Origin of the sequence: Halovivax ruber XH-70, from assembly GCF_000328525.1 — an archaeon.
In the GTDB taxonomy this organism is placed as follows: domain Archaea; phylum Halobacteriota; class Halobacteria; order Halobacteriales; family Natrialbaceae; genus Halovivax; species Halovivax ruber.
Map to the genome: position 1 here is coordinate 490,041 of NC_019964.1, position 20,619 is coordinate 510,659.

At 63.8% G+C, this 20,619-nt stretch carries 16 protein-coding genes, 1 tRNA gene and 1 pseudogene; 12 read left to right on the top strand and 6 right to left on the bottom strand.

Annotated elements, in window-relative coordinates:
* Positions 1-92 precede the first annotated feature (92 nt).
* The 3 genes and pseudogenes from HALRU_RS16225 to HALRU_RS02205 form a co-directional block, all read right to left on the bottom strand.
* Positions 93-1,116 (bottom strand): annotated as a pseudogene (locus HALRU_RS16225) (PrsW family intramembrane metalloprotease).
* 156 nt (positions 1,117-1,272) lie between these two features.
* Positions 1,273-1,698 (bottom strand): group I intron-associated PD-(D/E)XK endonuclease, encoded by a 426-nt coding sequence (locus HALRU_RS02200; protein WP_015299786.1) that lies wholly within the window; start codon positions 1,696-1,698, stop codon positions 1,273-1,275.
* A 270-nt stretch (positions 1,699-1,968) separates the two neighbouring features.
* Positions 1,969-2,041 (bottom strand) — tRNA-Asp (locus tag HALRU_RS02205).
* 364 nt (positions 2,042-2,405) lie between these two features.
* On the opposite strand from HALRU_RS02205, the gene HALRU_RS02210 reads away from it, so the two are divergent.
* The 11 genes from HALRU_RS02210 to HALRU_RS02260 all read left to right on the top strand — a co-directional run bounded on the left by HALRU_RS02210 (position 2,406) and on the right by HALRU_RS02260 (position 15,661).
* The gene (locus HALRU_RS02210; RefSeq protein WP_007699147.1) at positions 2,406-2,633 is read left to right on the top strand and encodes a DNA-directed RNA polymerase subunit H; all 228 of its coding nucleotides are present in this window, start codon (positions 2,406-2,408) and stop codon (positions 2,631-2,633) included.
* Positions 2,633-4,201: a DNA-directed RNA polymerase subunit B'' gene (locus tag HALRU_RS02215; protein WP_015299787.1), complete on the top strand. Its 1,569-nt coding sequence runs from the start codon at positions 2,633-2,635 to the stop codon at positions 4,199-4,201. The genes HALRU_RS02210 and HALRU_RS02215 overlap by 1 nt, the downstream gene beginning before the upstream one ends.
* Before the next feature lies 1 nt (position 4,202).
* Positions 4,203-6,035 carry a DNA-directed RNA polymerase subunit B gene (gene rpoB, locus HALRU_RS02220; protein ID WP_015299788.1) on the top strand — a complete coding sequence of 611 codons (1,833 nt, stop codon included), beginning with the start codon at positions 4,203-4,205 and terminating at the stop codon, positions 6,033-6,035.
* A 2-nt stretch (positions 6,036-6,037) separates the two neighbouring features.
* Entirely contained in the window at positions 6,038-8,998 is a 2,961-nt protein-coding gene (locus HALRU_RS02225) for a DNA-directed RNA polymerase subunit A' (RefSeq protein ID WP_015299789.1), read from the top strand.
* Entirely contained in the window at positions 8,991-10,199 is a 1,209-nt protein-coding gene (gene rpoA2 / locus HALRU_RS02230; protein WP_015299790.1) for a DNA-directed RNA polymerase subunit A'', read from the top strand. The genes HALRU_RS02225 and rpoA2 overlap by 8 nt, the downstream gene beginning before the upstream one ends.
* On the top strand, positions 10,199-10,618 hold the full coding sequence (locus HALRU_RS02235) for a NusA-like transcription termination signal-binding factor (RefSeq protein ID WP_015299791.1): 420 nt from the start codon (positions 10,199-10,201) through the stop codon (positions 10,616-10,618). Before rpoA2 ends, HALRU_RS02235 begins: the two co-directional genes overlap by 1 nt.
* A 181-nt stretch (positions 10,619-10,799) precedes the next feature.
* Complete coding sequence (locus tag HALRU_RS02240) at positions 10,800-11,660, top strand: phosphatase PAP2 family protein (protein WP_015299792.1); 861 nt, start codon at positions 10,800-10,802, stop codon at positions 11,658-11,660.
* Between the two features lie 172 nt (positions 11,661-11,832).
* On the top strand, positions 11,833-12,261 hold the full coding sequence (locus HALRU_RS02245) for a 30S ribosomal protein S12 (protein WP_007699135.1): 429 nt from the start codon (positions 11,833-11,835) through the stop codon (positions 12,259-12,261).
* A gap of 1 nt (position 12,262) precedes the next feature.
* Entirely contained in the window at positions 12,263-12,880 is a 618-nt protein-coding gene (locus HALRU_RS02250; RefSeq protein WP_015299793.1) for a 30S ribosomal protein S7, read from the top strand.
* A gap of 145 nt (positions 12,881-13,025) precedes the next feature.
* Positions 13,026-14,357 carry an MFS transporter gene (locus HALRU_RS02255; RefSeq protein WP_015299794.1) on the top strand — a complete coding sequence of 444 codons (1,332 nt, stop codon included), beginning with the start codon at positions 13,026-13,028 and terminating at the stop codon, positions 14,355-14,357.
* 89 nt (positions 14,358-14,446) lie between these two features.
* Complete coding sequence (locus HALRU_RS02260) at positions 14,447-15,661, top strand: alpha-hydroxy-acid oxidizing protein (protein ID WP_015299795.1); 1,215 nt, start codon at positions 14,447-14,449, stop codon at positions 15,659-15,661.
* Here HALRU_RS02260 and HALRU_RS02265 read toward each other — a convergent pair.
* Entirely contained in the window at positions 15,658-16,413 is a 756-nt protein-coding gene (locus HALRU_RS02265) for a DUF5781 family protein (protein WP_015299796.1), read from the bottom strand. The two genes, HALRU_RS02260 and HALRU_RS02265, sit on opposite strands and share 4 nt — an antisense overlap.
* 206 nt (positions 16,414-16,619) lie before the next feature.
* Between HALRU_RS02265 and HALRU_RS02270 the strand changes: the two genes are divergently transcribed.
* Positions 16,620-18,806 (top strand): elongation factor EF-2, encoded by a 2,187-nt coding sequence (locus tag HALRU_RS02270; RefSeq protein ID WP_015299797.1) that lies wholly within the window; start codon positions 16,620-16,622, stop codon positions 18,804-18,806.
* Between the two features lie 300 nt (positions 18,807-19,106).
* Here HALRU_RS02270 and HALRU_RS02275 read toward each other — a convergent pair whose 3' ends face one another.
* Complete coding sequence (locus HALRU_RS02275) at positions 19,107-19,856, bottom strand: class I SAM-dependent methyltransferase (RefSeq protein WP_148680404.1); 750 nt, start codon at positions 19,854-19,856, stop codon at positions 19,107-19,109.
* Positions 19,857-20,028: 172 nt separating this feature from the next.
* Positions 20,029-20,562 carry a GrpB family protein gene (locus HALRU_RS02280; RefSeq protein ID WP_015299799.1) on the bottom strand — a complete coding sequence of 178 codons (534 nt, stop codon included), beginning with the start codon at positions 20,560-20,562 and terminating at the stop codon, positions 20,029-20,031.
* Positions 20,563-20,619 lie beyond the last annotated feature (57 nt).

The following is a 20,619-nucleotide window of genomic DNA, read 5'->3' on the forward strand; positions in this document are numbered from 1 at the left end:
GACCTCCTGCCGGCTCGAGCGGGTGAGGACCCCAGCGACCGAGAGCTTGCTGATCACGCTCTCCCCAGACGTGAGGCCCCTTCGGCGACACGTCAGTCCTCCCCCGAACCGGCGTCTGACCGTTCCTCCGACGGCGCCGCGCCGTCGGTCGTCAGACCGGCGAGATAGGCCGCCCGGTACCGCCGCAGCTTCCGATAGAGCAGGTACCCGAAGAACCCGACGTACCCGAGGACGTAGACGAGAAACGCCGCGAGTTCCGGGAGCCCCGTAGCCGCTCGGATCAGCGCGGTTGCGAGTCCGACGGTGGCGTTGTAGGTCGCGTGGATCAGGGCGGCGATGATGAGCCCTTTTACCACGATCGGCCCCCGATTTCCGGGATTGAACTTTGCCAGTCCCAGATAGTACCCCGCGAAGGACGAGTAAACGACGTGTCCGGGCCCGGCCAGGGCACGTGTCGCCGTGATGTCGCCGCCGATCCCGATCAGGTCCAGCCCGAGCCTGACGCCGCCGACGTCACCGATCGCGCGAGTGATGTAAAGCGCGTTCTCGATCGTCGCGAATCCCAGTCCGGCTATCGCGCCGTACACCGCCCCGTCGATGACCGCGGCGAACCGCTCATCGTTGTAGGCGTATAGCCGGACTGCGAGCAATTTTACCGTCTCCTCGACCGGGCCCACGACGAGGTAGAAAAAACAACACCATGCCGACGAGTTCCAGGGTCGCAAATACCGGCTGGAGGATGCCGTTGAGGACGGCTGCAAATCCGGCCGTTACGACCCCGAGCAGGAAGGTGATGGCGAGCAGGGACAGCGGTTCGCTCGCCGTCGCGTCGCTCAGCCAGACGTACCCCGCGAGCGCCACGGCCGGGAGGGCCGACGCCACCGTCAGCGCGCCGATCGCCGGATCCGTGAACAGGCTGAGGCCGCCGATCGCGATGAACGTCGCCAGCGCGAGCAGGACCACGATGACTTGCCCGGTACGGACGAGCAGCCAGAAGATGCCGACCGAGAGACTGTCGAGCCGAGATCGCTCCTCCCACGTCGTGATTCCGTAGAGATCCCGCTCGTCGTTTGCCGCCTGAACGGGATCCGTGTCGTCGCCGCTCATGAACTCCATTTACGGGACCGATCGTTAAATGACAATACCATACAGCAGATATCCCGAGTTATTCGTACCTGATGAAGCCACAAAGACAGTACCGTCTGACGGCACTAATTGGTACCCTGTCCAGTCGGCTGTGCCCTGGTAGGTGGTTTGAAGGGAGCGTTCGTCTCAATCGGCGTCCATTTCTGGTAATCGATTGGAGAAGGTGAATTTGGACGCGCGATTCACGCGCGGATGATCGATTTCGGGCTCGGTGAGGCGGAGGTACGTACTCTTCGACCCGGCTTCGTCGACAGGCATCCAATAAAACTCCGACTGGCCGTCACAATAGACGGCAAATGCGTCTATGCTGTCATCATAATCGACCATCGTTACGGATCCATCCCTGGTCGTCTTGCTTGCGGTTTTGAATCGGATGACATCATCCTCGACCCATCCGGTCTTGCACTGCACTTTGAGAACCGAGGATCCGGTGTCAACAAGAAGGTCGTACGGGTCGTTGTCTCCGTACGGTATCGATACCGAGTAGCCCGCCGCAACCAGCTGGGCCAGTATCCGTACCTCCGTTATGTCGCCGACTTGTTTCGTGTTCATTGCACGAGGCCCTGGCGCGTCATCGAATATGAACTGTCGGCTGTGCCCTGTTACGGCTCGTCCCACGACCAGCAAGCACACCGGTCGCTCGTTGGAGTAAAAATCGAAGAAGCGCCCGAGGCGGGATTTGAACCGAATTCAGACGTGCTCGCTCCCTTCGTTCGCTGCGCGCGACTGACAGGGCTCAAAATCCCTTTGTAGGGTCTTTTCCGCTCACGGATGTCGAGCACACGCTACGCGGTGCTCGCCGAAATTGTTCGCGGAAGAAGACGCCCGAGGCGGGATTTGAACCCGCGTCACGACCGTGACAGGGTCGTATGATGGGCCACTACACCACCCGGGCCTCTGCACTCATACGTATCCGGGAGATATGTATAAGGCTTTCCAATCGAAGGCGGTGTGGTAGGGGAGAACGCGACACTGCTCGGGGGCGAGCTCGACCGGCGGGCCCTTGGCACAGTGACGTACGGTCTCGCGCACGCGTAACAAAAAAATTCGGTTACTGTGGATCTCCCCCAAAGGGATATATGGGTGAGTGCGGTATCGCCACGTGTGAACGGCTGGTCCGGCTCGGACCGCCGGGTCGGATAGCGACGCTACCCGGGGTAAGTTAGTAATGGTTAAATGCCCTGGGCCGCTAGCCGTCTGTAGTATCTCGTGACAGCCACTTCTCTCCCGGTAGCTGACAGCCAGCCCCTGACCTACACATGGTAGACGTAAGCCAACACGAACTCGTTCCCGAGCACTCCGTCCTCGACAAGGCGGCCATCGAGGACGTGCTCGACGAGTACGACATCGATCGCACAGACTTACCAAAGATCAAGCGTACCGATCCGGCCCTGCCCGACGATGCCGAGGTCGGCGACGTCATCAAAATCGTCCGTGACTCGCGGACGACGGACCAGGCAATCGTATACAGAATGGTGGTCGACTGATGAGCATCGACAGAGCCGCACGACGAGAAATTTCGCGTGAATACTTCTCCGCGGAGCGCCTCGCGGAGCATCACTTCCGATCGTTCAATTCCTTCCTCACTCGCGGCATGCAGCGTGTGGTGGACGAGAAGGAGACGATCGACACGGACATCGGCGACAAGGAGGGTGAAGAGCCCGTCTTCGTCGAACTCGGCGACGTCCGCGTCGTCACCCCACGAGTGCGGGAAGCCGACGGCAGCGAGGAACTGCTCTACCCCCAGGAAGCCCGCCTGCGTAACATCACCTACTCTGCGCCCGTCTTCATGGAGATGGCCATCGTCAAGGGCGAGGAAGGCGACGAGCGCGTCGTCGACTCGACCGAGACGAAGATCGGCCGGATGCCGATCATGGTCGGCTCCGAGAAGTGTAACATCGCCGGCTTCTCCGACGAGGAACTCGTCGAGATCGGCGAGGACCCCGCCGACCCCGGCGGCTACTTCATCGTCAACGGCTCCGAGCGCGTGCTGATGACGAGCGAGGACCTCGCGCCGAACAAGATCCTGGCGGAGTACGACACCAAGTACGGCGACGAGATCCAGGTCGCGAAGACCTTCTCTCAGCGTCGTGGCTACCGCGCGCTCGTCCTCTGTGAGCGCACCCGCGACGGCCTGCTCGAAGTGTCGTTCCCGTCGGTCTCGGGTTCGGTCAACTTCGTCACGCTCGTTCGCGCACTCGGGCTCGAGTCGGACGAGGAGATCGTCCACAAAGTTTCGAACGACCCCGAGATCGTCAAGTACATGCTGGAGAACCTGGAGGAAGCCGACGTCCAGACCGAGGAGGAGGCGATCGAAACCCTCGGGCAGCGCGTCGCTTCCGGCCAGGGTAAGAACTACCAGTTGAAGCGAGCCAACTACGTGATCGACCGCTACCTCCTGCCGCACCTCCACGAGGAGGGCGTCGACGAGGAGGACGTCCGGATCAACAAGGCGCACTACCTCTGTCGGATGGCCGAGGCGTGTTTCGAACTCGCACTCGGGCGCCGCGATTCCGACGACAAGGACCACTACGCGAACAAGCGCCTCAAGGTCAGCGGCGACCTGATGAAGGACCTCTTCCGGACGGCGCTGAACAAGCTGGCTCGCGACGTGAAGTACCAGCTCGAACGCGCCAACATGCGCAACCGGAACCTCTCGGTCAACACGGTCGTCCGCTCGGACGTCCTGACCGAGCGCTTAGAACACCCGATCGCGACCGGCAACTGGGTCGGCGGGCGCTCCGGCGTGAGTCAGCTGGTCGACCGAACGGACTACATGGGCGTTCTCTCCCACCTGCGCCGACTGCGATCGCCGCTGTCGCGTTCGCAGCCACACTTCGAGGCACGGGACTTGCACGCGACCCAGTGGGGTCGTATCTGTCCCTCGGAGACGCCCGAAGGACCGAACTGCGGACTGGTGAAGAACTTCGCGCAGGCGATGGAGCTCTCACAGAACGTCGCGGACGAACAGTCGCTCAAACGAGAACTGGCGTCGATGGGGGTCGAGGGAATTCCGGGCCTCGAACGCGCCGACCGAACACCGGCAGACGACTAATATGGCGAGTCAACAACAACGAGAGGCGAAGGTGTACGTCAACGGGTCGCTGGTGGGCACCCACCCGGACCCGAACGAGCTGGCCGAACAGATCCGCGAGGCGCGTCGCGTCGGCGACGTTTCCGAGATGGTCAACGTCTCGGTGAAAGAACGAACGCGTGAAGTCATCGTCAACGCCGACGCCGGACGGGCCCGCCGTCCGCTGATCGTCGTCGACGACGGCGAACCGCGCATCACCGAGGCCGAGATCGAGGCGCTGAACGATGGTGATCTGGAGTTCGAAGATCTGGTCGCGCACGGCTCGATCGAGTTCATCGACGCCGAGGAGGAAGAGGACATCTTCGTCGCCGTCGACGAGGACGACCTCACCGAGGACCACACGCACCTAGAGATCGATCCACAGCTGATCTTCGGGATCGGTGCAGGGATGATCCCCTACCCGGAACACAACGCGAGTCCGCGCATTACGATGGGGGCGGGGATGGTCAAGCAGTCGCTCGGCCTGCCGAGCGCCAACTACCGCATCCGGCCCGATACGCGCCAGCACTTGCTGCACTACCCGCAGCTCTCGATGGTCAAGACCCAGACCACCGAACAGATCGGTTTCGACGAGCGGCCCGCCGCGCAGAACTTCGTCGTCGCCGTGATGAGCTACGAGGGGTTCAACATCGAGGACGCGCTGGTCATGAACAAGGCGTCGGTCGAGCGCGCGCTCGCTCGGTCACACTTCTTCCGCACCTACGAGGGCGAGGAGCGACGCTACCCCGGCGGCCAGGAAGATCGCTTCGAGATCCCCTCTCAGGACGTGCGCGGCGCCCGCGGTGAGGACGCCTACACGCACCTGGACGAGGACGGCCTCGTCAACCCCGAGACCCGCGTCGACGAGAACTCGGTCCTGCTCGGCAAGACGAGTCCACCGCGATTCTTGGAGGAACCGGACGACATGGGCGGCCTCTCGCCTCAGAAGCGCCGTGAAACGTCAGTGACGATGCGCTCGGGCGAGAGCGGCGTCGTCGACACGGTCACGCTGATGGAGGGTGAGGACGGCTCGAAGCTCTCGAAAGTCTCCGTGCGCGACGAGCGGATCCCCGAACTCGGGGACAAGTTCGCGTCCCGGCACGGCCAGAAGGGCGTCGTGGGCCACCTCGCACCGCAGGAGGACATGCCGTTCACGCAAGAGGGTGTCGTGCCCGACCTCGTCGTCAACCCACACGCGCTGCCGTCGCGGATGACGGTCGGGCACATTCTCGAGATGATCGGTGGCAAGCTCGGCTCGATGGAAGGCCGACGCGTCGACGGGACGCCGTTCCTCGGCGAGGACGAGGACGAACTCCGCGGTGGGCTGGAAGACGCCGGGTTCAACTCCGCCGGCAAGGAGGTCATGTACTCGGGCGTCACCGGCGAGAAGATCGAGGCTGAGATCTTCGTCGGCGTGATCTTCTACCAGAAGCTCTACCACATGGTCTCGAACAAGCTGCACGCCCGTTCACGCGGGCCGGTGCAGGTACTGACCCGTCAACCGACGGAGGGACGAGCCCGCGAAGGTGGGCTTCGTATCGGGACGATGGAGCGGGACGTCTTCATCGGCCACGGTGCGGCCCTGACGCTGAAGGAACGCCTGCTCGACGAGTCCGACCGCGAGTACATCCACGTCTGCGGCAACTGTGGCATGAGTGCCGTCGAGAACGTCGAACAACGGCGCGTCTACTGTCCGAACTGTGACGAGGAGACCGAGATCCACGAGATCGAGATGAGTTACGCGTTCAAACTCCTCTTGGACGAGATGAAAGCCCTCGGGATCGCGCCGCGACTCGAACTGGAGGATGCCGTCTAACCATGCAACACAGTACACCAAAAGAGATCGGATCGATCAGTTTCGGGCTCATGGAGCCCGAGGAGTACCGGGAGATGAGCGCGACGAAGATCATCACCGCCGACACCTACGACGACGACGGCTTCCCCATCGACATGGGGCTGATGGACCCGCGTCTCGGCGTGATCGACCCCGGACTGGAGTGTAAGACCTGCGGGAAACACTCCGGCTCCTGTAACGGCCACTTCGGCCACATCGAACTCGCCGCGCCCGTCATCCACGTCGGCTTCACGAAACTCATCCGGCGACTCCTCCGGGGCACCTGTCGAGAGTGCTCTCGACTGTTGCTCACCGAGGACGAGCGAGGGGAGTTCCGCGACCAGATCGACGAGTCGCGAAAACTCGGCCGTGACTTAAACGACGTGACGAAGGCGGCGATCCGACAGGCACGAAAGAAGGATCGCTGTCCGTTCTGTGGCGAGATTCAGTACGACATCGACCACGAGAAGCCGACCACGTACTACGAGGTCCAGGAAGTTCTCGCGAGCGAGTACTCCCAGCGCATCGCCGGTGCGATGCAGGGCGACGAGGAGGAAGGCATCGAGCGGACGACGCCGGACGAACTCGCAGCGAAAACCGAGATCGACCTCACGCGGGTCAACGAGATCCTCTCGGGTTCGTTCCGCCCGCGCGAAGAACAGCGCGAGGCGATCGAGAAGGCCCTGAGCATCGACCTCACCGAGGAGGACACGAACAAGCTGATGCCCTCCGATATCCGCGATTGGTTCGAGGCGATCCCGGACGAGGATATCGAGGTGCTCGGTATCGATTCCGACCGCTCGCGACCGGAGTGGATGATCCTCACCGTGTTGCCGGTACCGCCGGTCACTGCACGGCCGTCGATCACGCTCGACAACGGGCAGCGCTCGGAGGACGACCTCACGCACAAGCTGGTCGACATCATTCGGATCAACCAGCGCTTCATGGAGAACCGTGAGGCGGGTGCGCCACAGCTGATCATCGAGGACCTCTGGGAACTGCTGCAGTACCACGTCACCACGTTCATGGACAACGAGATCAGTGGCACGCCGCCGGCCCGACACCGCTCGGGGCGCCCGCTGAAGACCCTCAGCCAGCGACTCAAGGGCAAGGAGGGGCGCTTCCGGGGCTCGCTCTCCGGGAAGCGTGTCAACTTCTCCGCCCGAACCGTCATCTCGCCGGACCCGACGCTCAGCTTAAACGAAGTCGGCGTGCCGGATCGCGTCGCGTCGGAGATGACTCAGACGATGCTCGTCACCGAGCGTAACGTCGAGGAGGCGCGTCGCTACGTCGCGAACGGGCCGAACACGCACCCCGGCGCGAACTACGTTCGTCGCCCCGACGGCCGGCGACTGAAGGTGACCGAGAAGAACGCCGAGGCGCTCGCGGGCATGACCGAGCAGGCAGACGAGGAGGGCGTTCAAACGGTCGGCCCCGGCTGGGAGGTCAACCGCCACCTCGTCGACGGCGACATCATCATCTTCAACCGGCAGCCGTCGCTGCACCGGATGTCCATCATGGCCCACGAGGTCGTGGTGATGCCGTACAAGACGTTCCGTCTCAACACCGTCGTCTGTCCGCCGTACAACGCCGACTTCGACGGCGACGAGATGAACATGCACGCCCTCCAGAACGAGGAGGCCCGTGCCGAGGCTCGCGTCCTCATGCGTGTCCAGGAACAGATCCTCTCGCCACGCTTCGGTGAGAACATCATCGGCGCCATCCAGGACCACATCTCGGGAACCTACCTGCTGACTCACGAAAACCCGCACTTCAACGAGACGCAGGCGTTGGACCTCTTGCGAGCGACGCGGATCGACGAACTGCCCGAGCAGAGCGGGACCGAGGAGGACGGCACGCCGTACTGGACCGGTCGGGCCATCTTCTCCGAACTCCTCCCCGACGACCTGAACCTCACGTTCACCGGCACCGTCGGCGAGGACGTCGTCATCGAGGACGGCCAGCTGGTAGAGGGCACCATCGCCGAGGACGAAGTCGGTGGCTTCGGCGGCGAAATCGTCGACACGATCACGAAGGTCTACGGCAACACGCGCGCACGGATCTTCATCAACGAGCTGTCGACGCTCGCGATGCGGACGATCATGCACTTCGGGTTCTCGATCGGGATCGACGACGAGACGATCGAACCCGAGGCTCGCGAACAGATCGACGAGACCATCGACGACGCGTACGATCGCGTCCAGGAACTCATCGAGGCCTACGAGCGCGGTGAACTCGAGAGTCTGCCGGGTCGGACCTTGGACGAGACCCTCGAGATGAAGATCATGCAGACGCTCTCGCGTGCCCGTGACAACGCGGGGACGATCGCCGAAGAGCACTTCGAGGGCGACAACCCGGCCGTCGTCATGGCCGAGTCCGGGGCCCGTGGGTCGATGCTCAACCTCACCCAGATGGCCGGCGCCGTCGGCCAGCAGGCGGTCCGCGGCGAGCGGATCAACCGCGGCTACGAGGATCGAACCCTCAGTCACTACAAACCGGACGACCTCTCGGCCGAGGCCCACGGCTTCGTCGAGAACTCCTACACGGCCGGACTCACGCCGCGGGAGTTCTTCTTCCACGCGATGGGTGGCCGCGAGGGCCTGGTCGACACGGCAGTCCGGACCTCCAAGTCCGGGTACCTGCAGCGTCGACTCATCAACGCCCTCTCGGAACTCGAAGCGCAGTACGACGGCACCGTCCGGGACACCTCGGACACGATCGTCCAGTTCGAGTTCGGCGAGGACGGCACCTCCCCGGTGCAGGTCTCTTACGACGAGGACTTCGACATCGACGTCGAGGGAATCGCCGATCGCGTCATCGACTCGGAGTTCGAAGACGAGCGCGAACGCGCACAGTTCCTCGGCGACAGAGCCCGTCCGACCAACCTCTCCGAGCACGCAGACGATCGCCTCGGCGACGAGACGGGGGTGACCTCCGATGACTAATCCGAGTGCCCTCGGCCTCGACGCTGACGTCGAAGCCGTCGTCGAGGATACGGACCTTCCACCGCGACTCAAAGATCGCGTCTACGAGACGCTCGCCGAGCGCGACGAGTTGACCATCGAACAGGCCGACGACGTCGCGCAAGCGGTCGAGAGTCAGTATCGCGATACTCGCGTCGACCCGCTCGATCCGGTTGGGACGGTCTCGGCACAGTCGATCGGCGAACCGGGAACGCAGCTGACGATGAACACGTTCCACTACGCCGGCGTCGCGGAGATCGACGTCACGCAGGGGCTGCCACGGCTCATCGAGCTGGTCGACGCCCGGAAGACGCCCGACACGCCGACGATGACGGTCCACCTGGACGAGGAGTACGCGACCGAGCGCGAGAAAGCCCACGAGGTCGTCTGGAAGATCGAGGCGACGAAGATTCTCGCGCTGGGGGACGTCTCGACGAACGTCGCCGACATGCGCGTCGTCATCTCGCTCAACGAGGACACGCTGAACGAACGGATGATCACGGCCGAAGAGGTCGCCGAGATCATCGAAGATCAACTCGGCGTGAAGACCGTCCAGAACGGGACCACCGTCGAGTTCGGTCCGGAGGAACCGTCCTATCGCGATCTCCTCCAGCTCGTCGAGGAGTTGCGCGAGATCACGTTCAAGGGTATCGAGGACATCTCCCGGGTCGTCATCCGCCGCGAAGAGATGGATGACTCGCCGTTCGACGCCGACGAGGAGTTCGTCCTCTACACGGAGGGGTCGGCCTTCGGCGATGCACTCGCTATCGAGGGCGTCGACGCGTCGCGGACGACCTGTAACAACATCCACGAGATCTACCGCAACCTCGGCGTCGAGGCCGCCCGCGAGATCATCATCGAGGAGACGAAGAACACGCTGGTCGAACAGGGCCTCGACAACATCAACGTCCGTCACCTGATGCTGGTCGCGGACATCATGACCAACGAGGGGACGATCGAATCGATCGGTCGCCACGGTATCGCCGGCAACAAAGAGAGCGTGCTCGCCCGGGCGGCCTACGAGGTGACGGTCAACCACCTGCTGAACGCCTCGATCCACGGCGAGATCGACTCGATCGACGGTGTGATCGAGAACGTCATCGTCGGTCGGCCGGTGAAACTCGGCACCGGTGACGTCGACCTGCGGATGGGCTCGACGAGCAGCGACACCACGGCCGACTGATGGACCTCACCCTCGACGACGACGCCCGCCGCTTTCTCGCCCTCTTCGAGGACGTCACTGGCGTGCCCGGCCGTGACTGTCTCCAGCTCGACGATCGGCTGGTGATCGTCGTCGCACGCGGTCACATCGCCGAGGCGATCGGCCGCGGCGGCGAGACGGTCGATCGGTTCGAAGAGCGGGTCGACCAGCCGGTCAGGCTCGTCGAGTACGCGGACGACCCGGCCGACTTCGTCGCCAACGCGCTCGCGCCGGCAGCCGTCTACAACGTCACGATGAGCGAGAACGACGATACCGTGGCCTACGTCGAGGTCGCCGACGAAGACCGCGGCGTCGCGATCGGCCGAGACGGACGGACGATCGATGCCGCTCGCCGACTCGCGGCGCGCCACTTCGACGTCGACGACGTCCAGCTAACCTGAGTGCGGTTTTGGCCGTTCATTCGCTCTTTTCGTGTGCCCGAGGGCCGTGACGGCTGTCGGTTTCGATCTCTCTGTAACCGCGATAGATGAGAATGCTTATGCCGTGAACACGCCATTCGTATGATAGAAACGTGCCGGCGTCCGTGCTGGGCGCCCGCGTCACGCGAGGGACCTCCGAATCATGGCACTCAGTTCGATGCTCGTCGTCACCGTCATCGCGGTCGCAGTCGGATTCGTCGGCACCTGCGCGCTGTGTCTGGATCGTGGCCGTGTCCGCCACACCGTGGCAGCTCGGCGTGGTCGGGTCCGTGAACTGGCTCCCTACGTCGGCGCCGCCGGCTTCTTCCTCCTGGCGAAGTTCCTCACGTCCGAGTACAGCGTCCGGCTCTCCCAGCGGATCGGCTGGAACATTACTGACGAGATCTACGCCGTCGAGGGGGAGTTCGTCGCCGTTCTCCAGCGTGTCGTGCCGGACGTGACCGTCGAAGTCTTCTCGGCGCTCTACATGTTCGGCTTTCCGTATCTGCTGGCGACGGCACCGATCCTGTACGTCACGATGTCGTCGTTGCGCCGGTTCAAGGAGCTGCTGGTCGCGTACCTTCTCAACTACGTCGTTGGCGGCGTTGCCCTCTACACCCTCTTTATCGCGTACGGGCCGCGGAACCACCTGGACTCGGTCGAGGGATTGATGTACGACTTCTACCCGCAGACGCAGGACCTGACGGCCGCGATCGCGGACAACACGAACGTCTTTCCCTCGCTTCATACGTCCCTGTCGGTCGTGGTCTTGCTGTTCGCCTGGCGAACCCGCCGGGAGTTCCCGAAGTGGTTCGTCCTCGCCGCAATCCTGGTGTCCGGTGTCGTCTTCTCGACGATGTACCTGGGGATTCACTGGGCGATCGACGTCGTCGCTGGCATCGTCCTGGCACTCTGGAGCGTCGCCGCGGCGGAGTACATCGTCGGCTCCATCGAAGGGGAGCGTGATCGTCGGTCCGTCGAGCGCAGCAGTGAGTTCGCGACCGATCCGGAGACTGGTGATTGACCGGCCGCGTCCCGGCCGGGCCTCGTAACCGACCGACCACGCATCGAGCAGACAGTATCGTCCCCGAAACGCCACGAGATCGCTTCATCGACCCTCGTCGACCGCTCTCGTCGCTTCGTTTCCGATCCAAAAGGGGATGCTTAAGTGTGTTCGTCGGATACCGACGGGTACTATGGCAAACGGCAAATACGCCGCGCGGAAGCTGAAGAAGGACCGCCAGTCACAGCGGTGGTCCGACTCGGACTACGCGCGACGCGCTCGTGGCCTTCGCGAGAAGTCGGACCCGCTCGAGGGTGCCCCGCAGGCCCGTGGTATCGTCCTTGAGAAGATCGGCATCGAGGCAAAACAGCCCAACTCGGCTATCCGAAAGTGTGTCCGGGTCCAGCTCATCAAGAACGGGAAGCAGGTCTCGGCGTTCTGTCCCGGCGACGGCGCGATCAGCTTCATCGACGAGCACGACGAGGTCACCATCGCCGGCATCGGTGGGGCGAAGGGTCGTGCGATGGGTGACATCTCCGGTGTCAACTACAAGGTTGAGAAGGTAAACGGTGTCTCGCTCATCGAACTGGTCCGCGGTAACGCAGAGAAACCGGTGCGATAACATGAGCGCAGAAGAGCAAACCGACGCAGACGCCGAGGCCGAGGCTGAGGATGAGGACTCCGTCGCTGCGAAGCTATTCGGCCGCTGGGACGTCGCCGGCATCGAGTACAACGACCCCTCGACCAAGCGCTACATCACGGTCACGCCAGTCGCGCACACCGCGGGTCGTCACGCCTCGAAGCAGTTCCAGAAGTCCGAAATCTCGATCGTCGAGCGCTTCATCAACCGCTTGATGCAGACCGAAGAGAACACGGGCAAGAAACAGCAGACGCTCTCACTCGTCCGCGATGCCTTCGAACTCGTTCACGAGCGCACTGACGAGAACCCGATCCAGATCCTCGTCACTGCCGTCGAGAACGCCGCTCCGCGTGAGGAGACCGTCCGCCTGAAGTACGGTGGCATCTCCGTGCCGAAAGCTGTCGACGTCGCCCCACAGCGCCGCGTCGACCAGGCACTGAAGTTCCTCGCCGAGGGTGCCCAGAGCGCCTCGTTCAAGTCGCCCACGCCCGCCGAGGAGGCCATCGCGACCCAGCTCGTCGGCGCCGCCGAAGGTGACGTCGGCACCTACGCCGTCGGACAGAAAGAAGAGAAAGAGCGCGTCGCTGCTGCCGCAAGATAATCGGTTCGCGTTTTGAGTTGCGTTTCTCCCGACAGATCGGTGCTGAGTGCCATCTCCGTGAGGCGGAGCCGTTCGCGCGTCGAGCGGTCTGCAACGACGCCTTCTGTCACGAAGCGTACGTAAATTCCGTTCAGGAAGCGATTATGTGGGCGCCGTCGCTAGATCCGTCCGAGCACTCGTGGCATTTGCGTATTCAGATCGGACGATTCTCTCGTACTACGGCTTCATGGCCACCTATTCGGTCGGGTTCATCTGGCCGATCTTCACGTTGTTTTTGCTCTGGAACGACCTCTCGTTCACCGAAATCGGACTGTTGAGCGCGGTTTCGGCGGTCCTCGTCGTCGTCCTCGAGGTGCCCACCGGCTATCTGGCCGACCGGATCGGACGGCGTCGCGTGCTCCTGCTGGGATTGCTCGCGATGGCGGCCTCGCTGCTGGGGTTCGTCGTCGCGGCGGCCTTCTGGCAGTTCGTGGTCCTCTACGCGCTCTGGTCGATCTCGACCGCGTTTCACTCCGGGACGGCGGATGCCTGGCTCTACGACACCTTGCGTGAGTCGGTACGAGAAGACGAGTTTACGCGCATCCGTGGGCGGGGCGGGGCGATATACGAGTGGACGTCGGCGGCGACGATGATCGTCGGGGGGCTGTTGTACGTGCTCCATCCGACGTATCCGTTCGTCGCGTCGGCTGCCTTGCACGGGTTCGGGATGGCAATCGTCGTAAGCATGCCACGAAACGAGCGGTATCGAACGGAGCGACCCGACGGCGGGCAATCGGCTCCAAACATCGACCAGTCGGACGGGGCTGGCGACGACGCCGAACCGGCCGGCAGCTCCGCGGGCGCCACCGCGAGTTTCCACCGTACGCTATCGACCACTCGAAGGGTGTTGTTCTCCCGGAAGCTCCGCCTGTTCGTCGGGTTCGTCGCCTGTTTCTTCGCGGTCGTTCAGGCGACCGATACGTACATCCAGCCGATCACGGAGACGCTGCTCGCCGACGCGCTCGAATCGGTCACCGTCGCCGGTCGACCGCTCCCCGAACCAGCTCTCCTGGGCGTTCTCTACGCCACATTCGCGGCGGTTGGCGCGATCGCTAGCGACCGCGCTGGAGCGGTATACAGCCGGTTCGGGAGTCGGAGCGCGGTCGTCTGGCTCGCCTTTGGCGTCGCAGTCTCACTGCTCGTTCCGTGGTTCGTCGCGTTACTGGCCATCCCTGTCTTCGTTCTCCTGAAGGGCGCCTACGCCCTCTCGAAGCCGCTCGTCACCCAGTACGTCAACGATCACGCCGCCACAGCCAACCGGGCGACGGTCCTGAGTGCGACGTCCATGACGTTTGCACTCGTTCGGGCACCCCTGAAACCGGTTTCTGGAATCGTCGCCGACGCGACCTCGCCGATAGCGACCGTGGCGCTGCTCGGGGTCGGGCTGCTCGGTGCGGTCGGCGTGGTCGCCGTTCGAAGCGACTGGTTGCGCTCGTAGCCGGCGAAACCCTGTGGCGGTCCCGAAGGTGGTTCGCCGCGTGTCGGTTCTCCCCAATTTATAGGTCGGACTCAGCTGAATGTGGTGCCATGTCCGACGATGGTCCGTCCTACGGCCGCGAGCGATTGATCGAAGTGTACACGCAGGGGATGCTGGCCGACGAACGGCCATCGGTCCCGCCGCGGTTCGAGGACCTCGAGGCGGCCGCTCGCGAGGCGCTCGATGCGGAGGCGTACGACTACGTCGCCGGGAGCGCGGGCGGAGAGCGGACCGCGGCCGAGAACCGGTCGGCCTTTTCGCAGTGGCGGCTCGTCCCTCGAATGCTCCGTGATGTGGCCGAGCGAGACCTCTCCACGACGGTGTTCGGAACCGAGTATCCGGCGCCGGTCGGCCTTGCACCCATCGGTGTCCAGTCCATTCTCCACGACGAGGGCGAACTCGCGTCGGCCAGGGCAGCCGCCGACCTCGGCCTCCCGTTCGTCTCGAGCTCGGCGGCATCGGAACCGATGGAGGACGTCGCCGACGCCGTCGGCGATGGCCCGGCGTGGTTTCAGCTCTACTGGAGTTCGAATCGCGAACTGACGGCGAGTTTCGTCGACCGCGCCGAGGCCGCAGGCTACGATGCGCTCGTCGTGACCGTCGACACGCCGATCATCAGCTGGCGAGAGCGAGACGTCGAACGTGGGTATCTTCCCTTCCTCGACGGCGAGGGGGTCGGGAACTACTTCTCCGATCCGGTGTTTCGCGACCTGCTGGGTCAGGACCCCGCGGAGAACGAGGGCGCGGCCGTCATGCAGTTCGTCGACGTCTTCGGTGACGCCTCGCTCACCTGGACGGATCTCGAGTGGCTCCGTGATCGAACCGAGCTCCCGATCATCGTGAAGGGGATCGTCCATCCCGAGGACGCCGAGCTGGCGCTCGACTCGGGCGCCGACGGCATCGTCGTCTCGAACCACGGCGGCCGACAGGTCGACACCGCGCTCCCGGCGATCGAGGCACTGCCCGCCGTGGTCGATCATCTCGACGAAGCCGGGTACGACGAACCCGTCCTCTTCGACAGCGGCCTCAGGCGCGGCGCCGACGCCGTGACCGCGCTTGCACTCGGCGCCGAGATGGTATTTCTGGGCCGTCCGTACGTCTACGGGCTTGCGATCGACGGCGAGGACGGTGTTCGCCAGGTGTGTCGGAACTTCCTGGCGGATCTCGATCTGACGATGGGGCTTTCGGGGTGTTCGCGTGTCTCGGAACTCGACCGGTCGATGCTGGTCCGAGCGGGAGCGGCGCCCGCCGGGAACGGGACCTAATCGGCCGCCGGCCCGTCCCCGTCGACGTATGAGCGGGTCGCCTGCACGAGGTGACGGCGGTAGCCGCTCGGGTCCGGATCGTGCCCGAGTTCGCGAAACCGCGTCCGGAACTCGTCGGCGTCGACGGAGGGGGCGTCCGCCGCGGCTGCGTCGGCCAGGTCGTACAGCCGGTGGTCCTCGTCGATGATGTCGTTTCGTTCGGCCAGTGCGAGGGCGAACGCGGCGTTGACGGCCGTGATCTCCGGATCAGCACCAGTCGTGACCCGCTCGAAGTCGCCCCGTGGCGTGGCCCGTGCTCGATCGGCGATGGCCGCGGCCAGGCCCGATTCCAGATACGAGAGCAGTTTCTCGCCGGGACCCACCGAGAGCGTGATGTCGTCCGCGTAGATGTCCTTCATGTGGTTGGCGATCTGGAAACAGTGAGCCAGTTTGCGTCGCTCCACGTCGCGGCCCGCGAGGGCGAGGTAGAGGACCTCTTCGATGGACTGGACGTGTGATGGGTGGTCCTCCTCGTATCGGGCCATGTGGGCGAACTCGTGGAGGGCGAGTTCGCGAGCCATCGCGGAGGAAGCTGCCCGTCGTGAGATGTTGAGCACGTGTCGATCGTCGTAGTGGCCCGCCCACGTTCGCTCGTCCGGGTCGTCTCGAAGCCGAACCCGAACGGGCAACGAGAGATCGTGCTCGGTTTCGAACAGATCGCGGGCGCTGAGAAAGGGAGCGGCTGGCCCGGTTCCCTGCACGTGCAACTCCATGAGTGTAGGTACCAAGGGAGTGGCGGACATGAGGGTTGCGCCGCGTTTCGTGACAGCCCGGTGACGGAGCAATCGATCACCTGTTCAGTGCGTGTCACCCACTCACGCAAACTGGACGTTCGGGGCGCAGCACCTGAATTCGCCCGGAGCAGTTCGCGACGACGAAACAGCACCCTTTTGACCCCGCTACCGGTACGAGGGAGTATATGGGCCGACGCAAGAAGATCGTACAGGAGTGTGAACGGCTGATGGACGACCCGGAGAACATCCGGAACATCGCCATCGCCGCTCACGTCGACCACGGTAAAACAACACTTTCGGACAACCTGCTCGCGGGGGCCGGCATGATCTCTGACGAGACCGCCGGCGAACAGCTCGCGATGGACACCGAAGAGGACGAACAGGAACGCGGCATCACCATCGACGCGGCGAACGTCTCGATGACCCACGAGTACGAGGATACCAACCACCTCATCAACCTCATCGACACGCCGGGCCACGTCGACTTCGGTGGCGACGTCACCCGTGCGATGCGCGCCGTCGACGGTGCGCTCGTCGTCGTCGACGCCGTCGAAGGGGCGATGCCCCAGACCGAGACCGTCCTGCGACAGGCGCTGCGCGAAGGCGTCAAGCCGACCCTGTTCATCAACAAGGTCGACCGCCTCATCTCGGAGCTCCAGGAGGGGCCAGAGGAGATGCAGGAACGACTCCTCTCCGTCATCCGCGACGTCAACGACCTCATCCGTGGCATGACCGAGGAGATGGACGACATCGAGGACTGGACCGTCTCCGTCGAGGACGGCACCGTCGGCTTCGGTTCCGCCCTCTACAAGTGGGGCGTCTCGATGCCCTCGATGCAGCGCACGGGCATGGACTTCGGCGAAATCATGGAACTCGAGCGCGCAGACAAGCGCCAGGAGCTCCACGAGCGGACGCCGCTGTCGGACGTCGTCCTGGACATGGTCTGTGAGCACTTCCCGAACCCGGTCGACGCCCAGCCCATGCGTATCCCGCGCATCTGGCGCGGTGACGCCGAGTCCGAACTCGCCGAGACGATGCGACTCGTCGACGAGAGCGGCGAGGTCGTCCTGATGGTCACCGACATCGCGATGGACCCACACGCCGGCGAAGTGGCGTCCGGCCGTGTCTTCTCCGGCACGCTGGAGAAGGGCCAGGAGCTGTACGTTTCGGGGACCGCTGGCAAGAATCGCGTCCAGAGCGTCGGCATCTACATGGGTGGCGAGCGCGAGGAGGTCGACCAGGTCCCGGCCGGCAACATCGCCGCCGTCACCGGTCTCCGCGACGCCATCGCTGGCTCGACGGTTTCGTCCACCGAGATGACGCCGTTCGAGTCCATCGAACACATCTCCGAGCCGGTCATCACGAAGTCCGTCGAGGCCCAGACGATGGACGACCTGCCGAAGCTCATCGAGACGCTCCGTCAGGTCTCCAAGGAAGACCCCACCATCCAGATCGAGATCAACGAGGACACCGGCGAGCACCTCATCTCCGGGCAGGGTGAACTCCACCTCGAGGTTCAGACCCAGCGTATCGAGAAGAACCAGGGCATCCCGGTCAACACCGGCGAACCGATCGTCGTCTACCGCGAGGCTATCCAGCGCGACTCCGACACGGTCGAGGGTATCTCGCCGAACCGCCACAACCGCTTCTACATCTCCGTCGAGCCGCTCACGGACGACCTCGTCGACACTCTCCGGATGGGCGAGGCCTCGATGGACATGCCGGAACTCGAACGCCGCGAGGCGCTGCAGGACGCCGGCATGGACAAGGACGACTCACAGGTCGTCGAGCACATCCACGGGACCAACATCCTGCTCGACGAGACGAAGGGGATCCAGCACCTGAACGAGACGATGGAGCTGTTCATCGAGGGGCTCGAGGAAGCCCTCGACAACGGCCCGCTGGCCAACGAGCCCATTCAGGGGACGCTCATCCGGCTGCACGACGCCAAGCTCCACGAGGACACCATCCACCGCGGGCCTGCCCAGGTCATCCCCGCGACCCGCGAAGCCGTCCACAAGTCGCTGATCGACGGCCACATCGCCATGAAAGAACCCATGCAGGACGTCCGCATCGACGTCCCCAACGACCACATGGGCGCCGCCTCCGGCGAGATCCAGGGCCGTCGTGGCCGCGTCGACGACATGTACCAGGAAGGCGACCTCATGGTCGTCGAGGGCATCGCCCCCGTCGACGAGATGATCGGCTTCGCCAGCGACATCCGCTCCGCCACCGAAGGCCGTGCCTCCTGGAACACGGAGAACGCCGGCTTCGAGTTCATGGCCGACTCGCTCCAGCGCGACAAGACCATGGAGATCCGCGAGCGCAAGGGCATGAAGCTCGAACTGCCCCCCAGCGTCGATTACTTCTAACGAACTTTTTGTGCCTCGGGGGTCGCGAAGCGACCCTCTCGGCACAAAAACTTCGATGAAAAAGGCCGCGAGCGCGGATGCGCTCGCGGTGAAACGGCGCGCTTCGCGCGCCGTACGCTTCATCGGTTGCGGCGCCGGTGGTCGGATCGACTCTACTGCCGTAGTTCGTTCCCTTCCGGAGGCCGTCCGGGAGGGGTGTGGGTAGGAAAGACGATATAGCCCTAACTATGGTGGCCCCGCGCTGATCGATAGTGAGCCCGTTCCAAGCGGGAGGATTGCCCTTCTCACGAATCCAGGGTTCTATCGGTCGGTCCCGATCGGTCTCGCCCGTACGCAAAGCGTGTCGGGCGCTTCCATCGCCGTCTCGTACCGTTCAGGATTATGGGCCTCGTAGCGCTCTCGCGGTCGTATCTCTCGAAACTCGTCCAGGCGAAAACCACTCTCACCGAGCGAGTCGACGATCTCCTCGATTGGTCGGTGGTACTGCACGATCTGGGCGTCCGTCTCTCCCCACTCGAGGACGTACGAGTCCGTCTCGTGGTAGCCCGAGAGCTCGTCGCGGTGGCGCCGGTAGCGGCGCATCGGGTGGATCGTCGTGAACACCAACTCCCCGTCAGGAGCGAGGTGTCGCCGGAACGCCGTGAACGCCGGTTTCCAGTCCTCGACGTGGTCCAGCACGAGGTTGCAGAACACCAGGTCGAACGCGTCGTCAGGTACGAATTCGAGCGGTTCGGTGAGGTCCGCTCGATAGAACGTGGCACGGTCGCCGTAGCGCTTTCGCGCGATGGCAGTGGCCTCGGCGCTGGCGTCGAAACCGACGACGTCGGCACCGCGCTCGAGAAACCGACCCACGTATTCACCGATCCCGCAGCCGGCGTCGAGCACTCGCGCCCCGGAGAGTTCGGGGAGAAGTGGTTCGACGCCCGGCCAGACGTAGTGGCGCTGGTAGGCGCTGTCGCCCCACGGACTCGTTTCGACGGCGTCACCTCGTTCGGCGAGCGTGTCGTAGCCTGGGATTGTGATCTCTCCCGACGCTCGGTCTTCGTCCATCTGAGTTCCCTCGGACGCCAATTTGTCGAGGATACTGATGTACTTTCTAGGTGGATGATATACCTTCTGTCGTGCGAACGTGCAATCGGGTTTCCCGACGAGCACCGTCGACGGAGTCCTGGTTAGCAAGCCATCAGCTGGGTAACTAAGCGTCGATGATACTGCCGAGCAGTTAGTCCTCCAGTTCCTCGTCGAGCGCCCGGTCGACGATCGATTCGACGAAGTCCGACTTGCCCCGGGTGTAACTCGCCCGATCGTCCGGATATCGTGCGGCGAGCTCGCGCTTCAGCTCCGCGTATCGACTCGCGACGCTGGGAGTGGCTCGCAGGTAATCCCTGAACGCGACCTGTTCACGATGGGTCGCGCTGCCAGGCGTCGTCAACGAGAGGTAGTGCGTTCGCTCGGTTTCCGGCCCCTTCGCGAGAAAGACCCGGTCCTCGACGTCGTCGTTCGGTCGGTGTTCGTAGCCGTGGTCTTCGAGCACGGAGACGAGTTCGCGGGCCGTCTCGAGTGAGTCGACGAGACCCAGGAGGTCGATAATGGGTTTGGCGGGGAGGCCCTCGACGGCGGTCGAGCCGACGTGTTCGATTTCGCGAAGTCGATCTCCCGCGATGTCTTGCAGCCGGTTGGCCTCGGCCTCGAACGTTCCCCGCCAGCATTCGCGATGTGTAACGAGTTCGACCGTGCCGCGTTCGAGCCCGACCATATGGCGGATTCGTCCTGGCTCAATACCGGTGTTTTCATCGCGGTCGGTTTCGCGGCC

Coding starts and splice junctions, on each gene's coding strand:
- rpoA2 (WP_015299790.1), top strand. CDS start 8,991: ATGACTAATCCGAGTGCCCTCGGCCTCGACGCTGACGTCGAAGCCGTC.
- HALRU_RS02280 (WP_015299799.1), bottom strand. CDS start 20,562: ATGGTCGGGCTCGAACGCGGCACGGTCGAACTCGTTACACATCGCGAA.
- HALRU_RS02250 (WP_015299793.1), top strand. CDS start 12,263: ATGAGCGCAGAAGAGCAAACCGACGCAGACGCCGAGGCCGAGGCTGAG.
- HALRU_RS02225 (WP_015299789.1), top strand. CDS start 6,038: ATGCAACACAGTACACCAAAAGAGATCGGATCGATCAGTTTCGGGCTC.
- HALRU_RS02275 (WP_148680404.1), bottom strand. CDS start 19,856: ATGGACGAAGACCGAGCGTCGGGAGAGATCACAATCCCAGGCTACGAC.
- HALRU_RS02245 (WP_007699135.1), top strand. CDS start 11,833: ATGGCAAACGGCAAATACGCCGCGCGGAAGCTGAAGAAGGACCGCCAG.
- rpoB (WP_015299788.1), top strand. CDS start 4,203: ATGGCGAGTCAACAACAACGAGAGGCGAAGGTGTACGTCAACGGGTCG.
- HALRU_RS02270 (WP_015299797.1), top strand. CDS start 16,620: ATGGGCCGACGCAAGAAGATCGTACAGGAGTGTGAACGGCTGATGGAC.
- HALRU_RS02260 (WP_015299795.1), top strand. CDS start 14,447: ATGTCCGACGATGGTCCGTCCTACGGCCGCGAGCGATTGATCGAAGTG.
- HALRU_RS02210 (WP_007699147.1), top strand. CDS start 2,406: ATGGTAGACGTAAGCCAACACGAACTCGTTCCCGAGCACTCCGTCCTC.
- HALRU_RS02235 (WP_015299791.1), top strand. CDS start 10,199: ATGGACCTCACCCTCGACGACGACGCCCGCCGCTTTCTCGCCCTCTTC.
- HALRU_RS02215 (WP_015299787.1), top strand. CDS start 2,633: ATGAGCATCGACAGAGCCGCACGACGAGAAATTTCGCGTGAATACTTC.
- HALRU_RS02200 (WP_015299786.1), bottom strand. CDS start 1,698: ATGAACACGAAACAAGTCGGCGACATAACGGAGGTACGGATACTGGCC.
- HALRU_RS02240 (WP_015299792.1), top strand. CDS start 10,800: ATGGCACTCAGTTCGATGCTCGTCGTCACCGTCATCGCGGTCGCAGTC.
- HALRU_RS02265 (WP_015299796.1), bottom strand. CDS start 16,413: ATGGAGTTGCACGTGCAGGGAACCGGGCCAGCCGCTCCCTTTCTCAGC.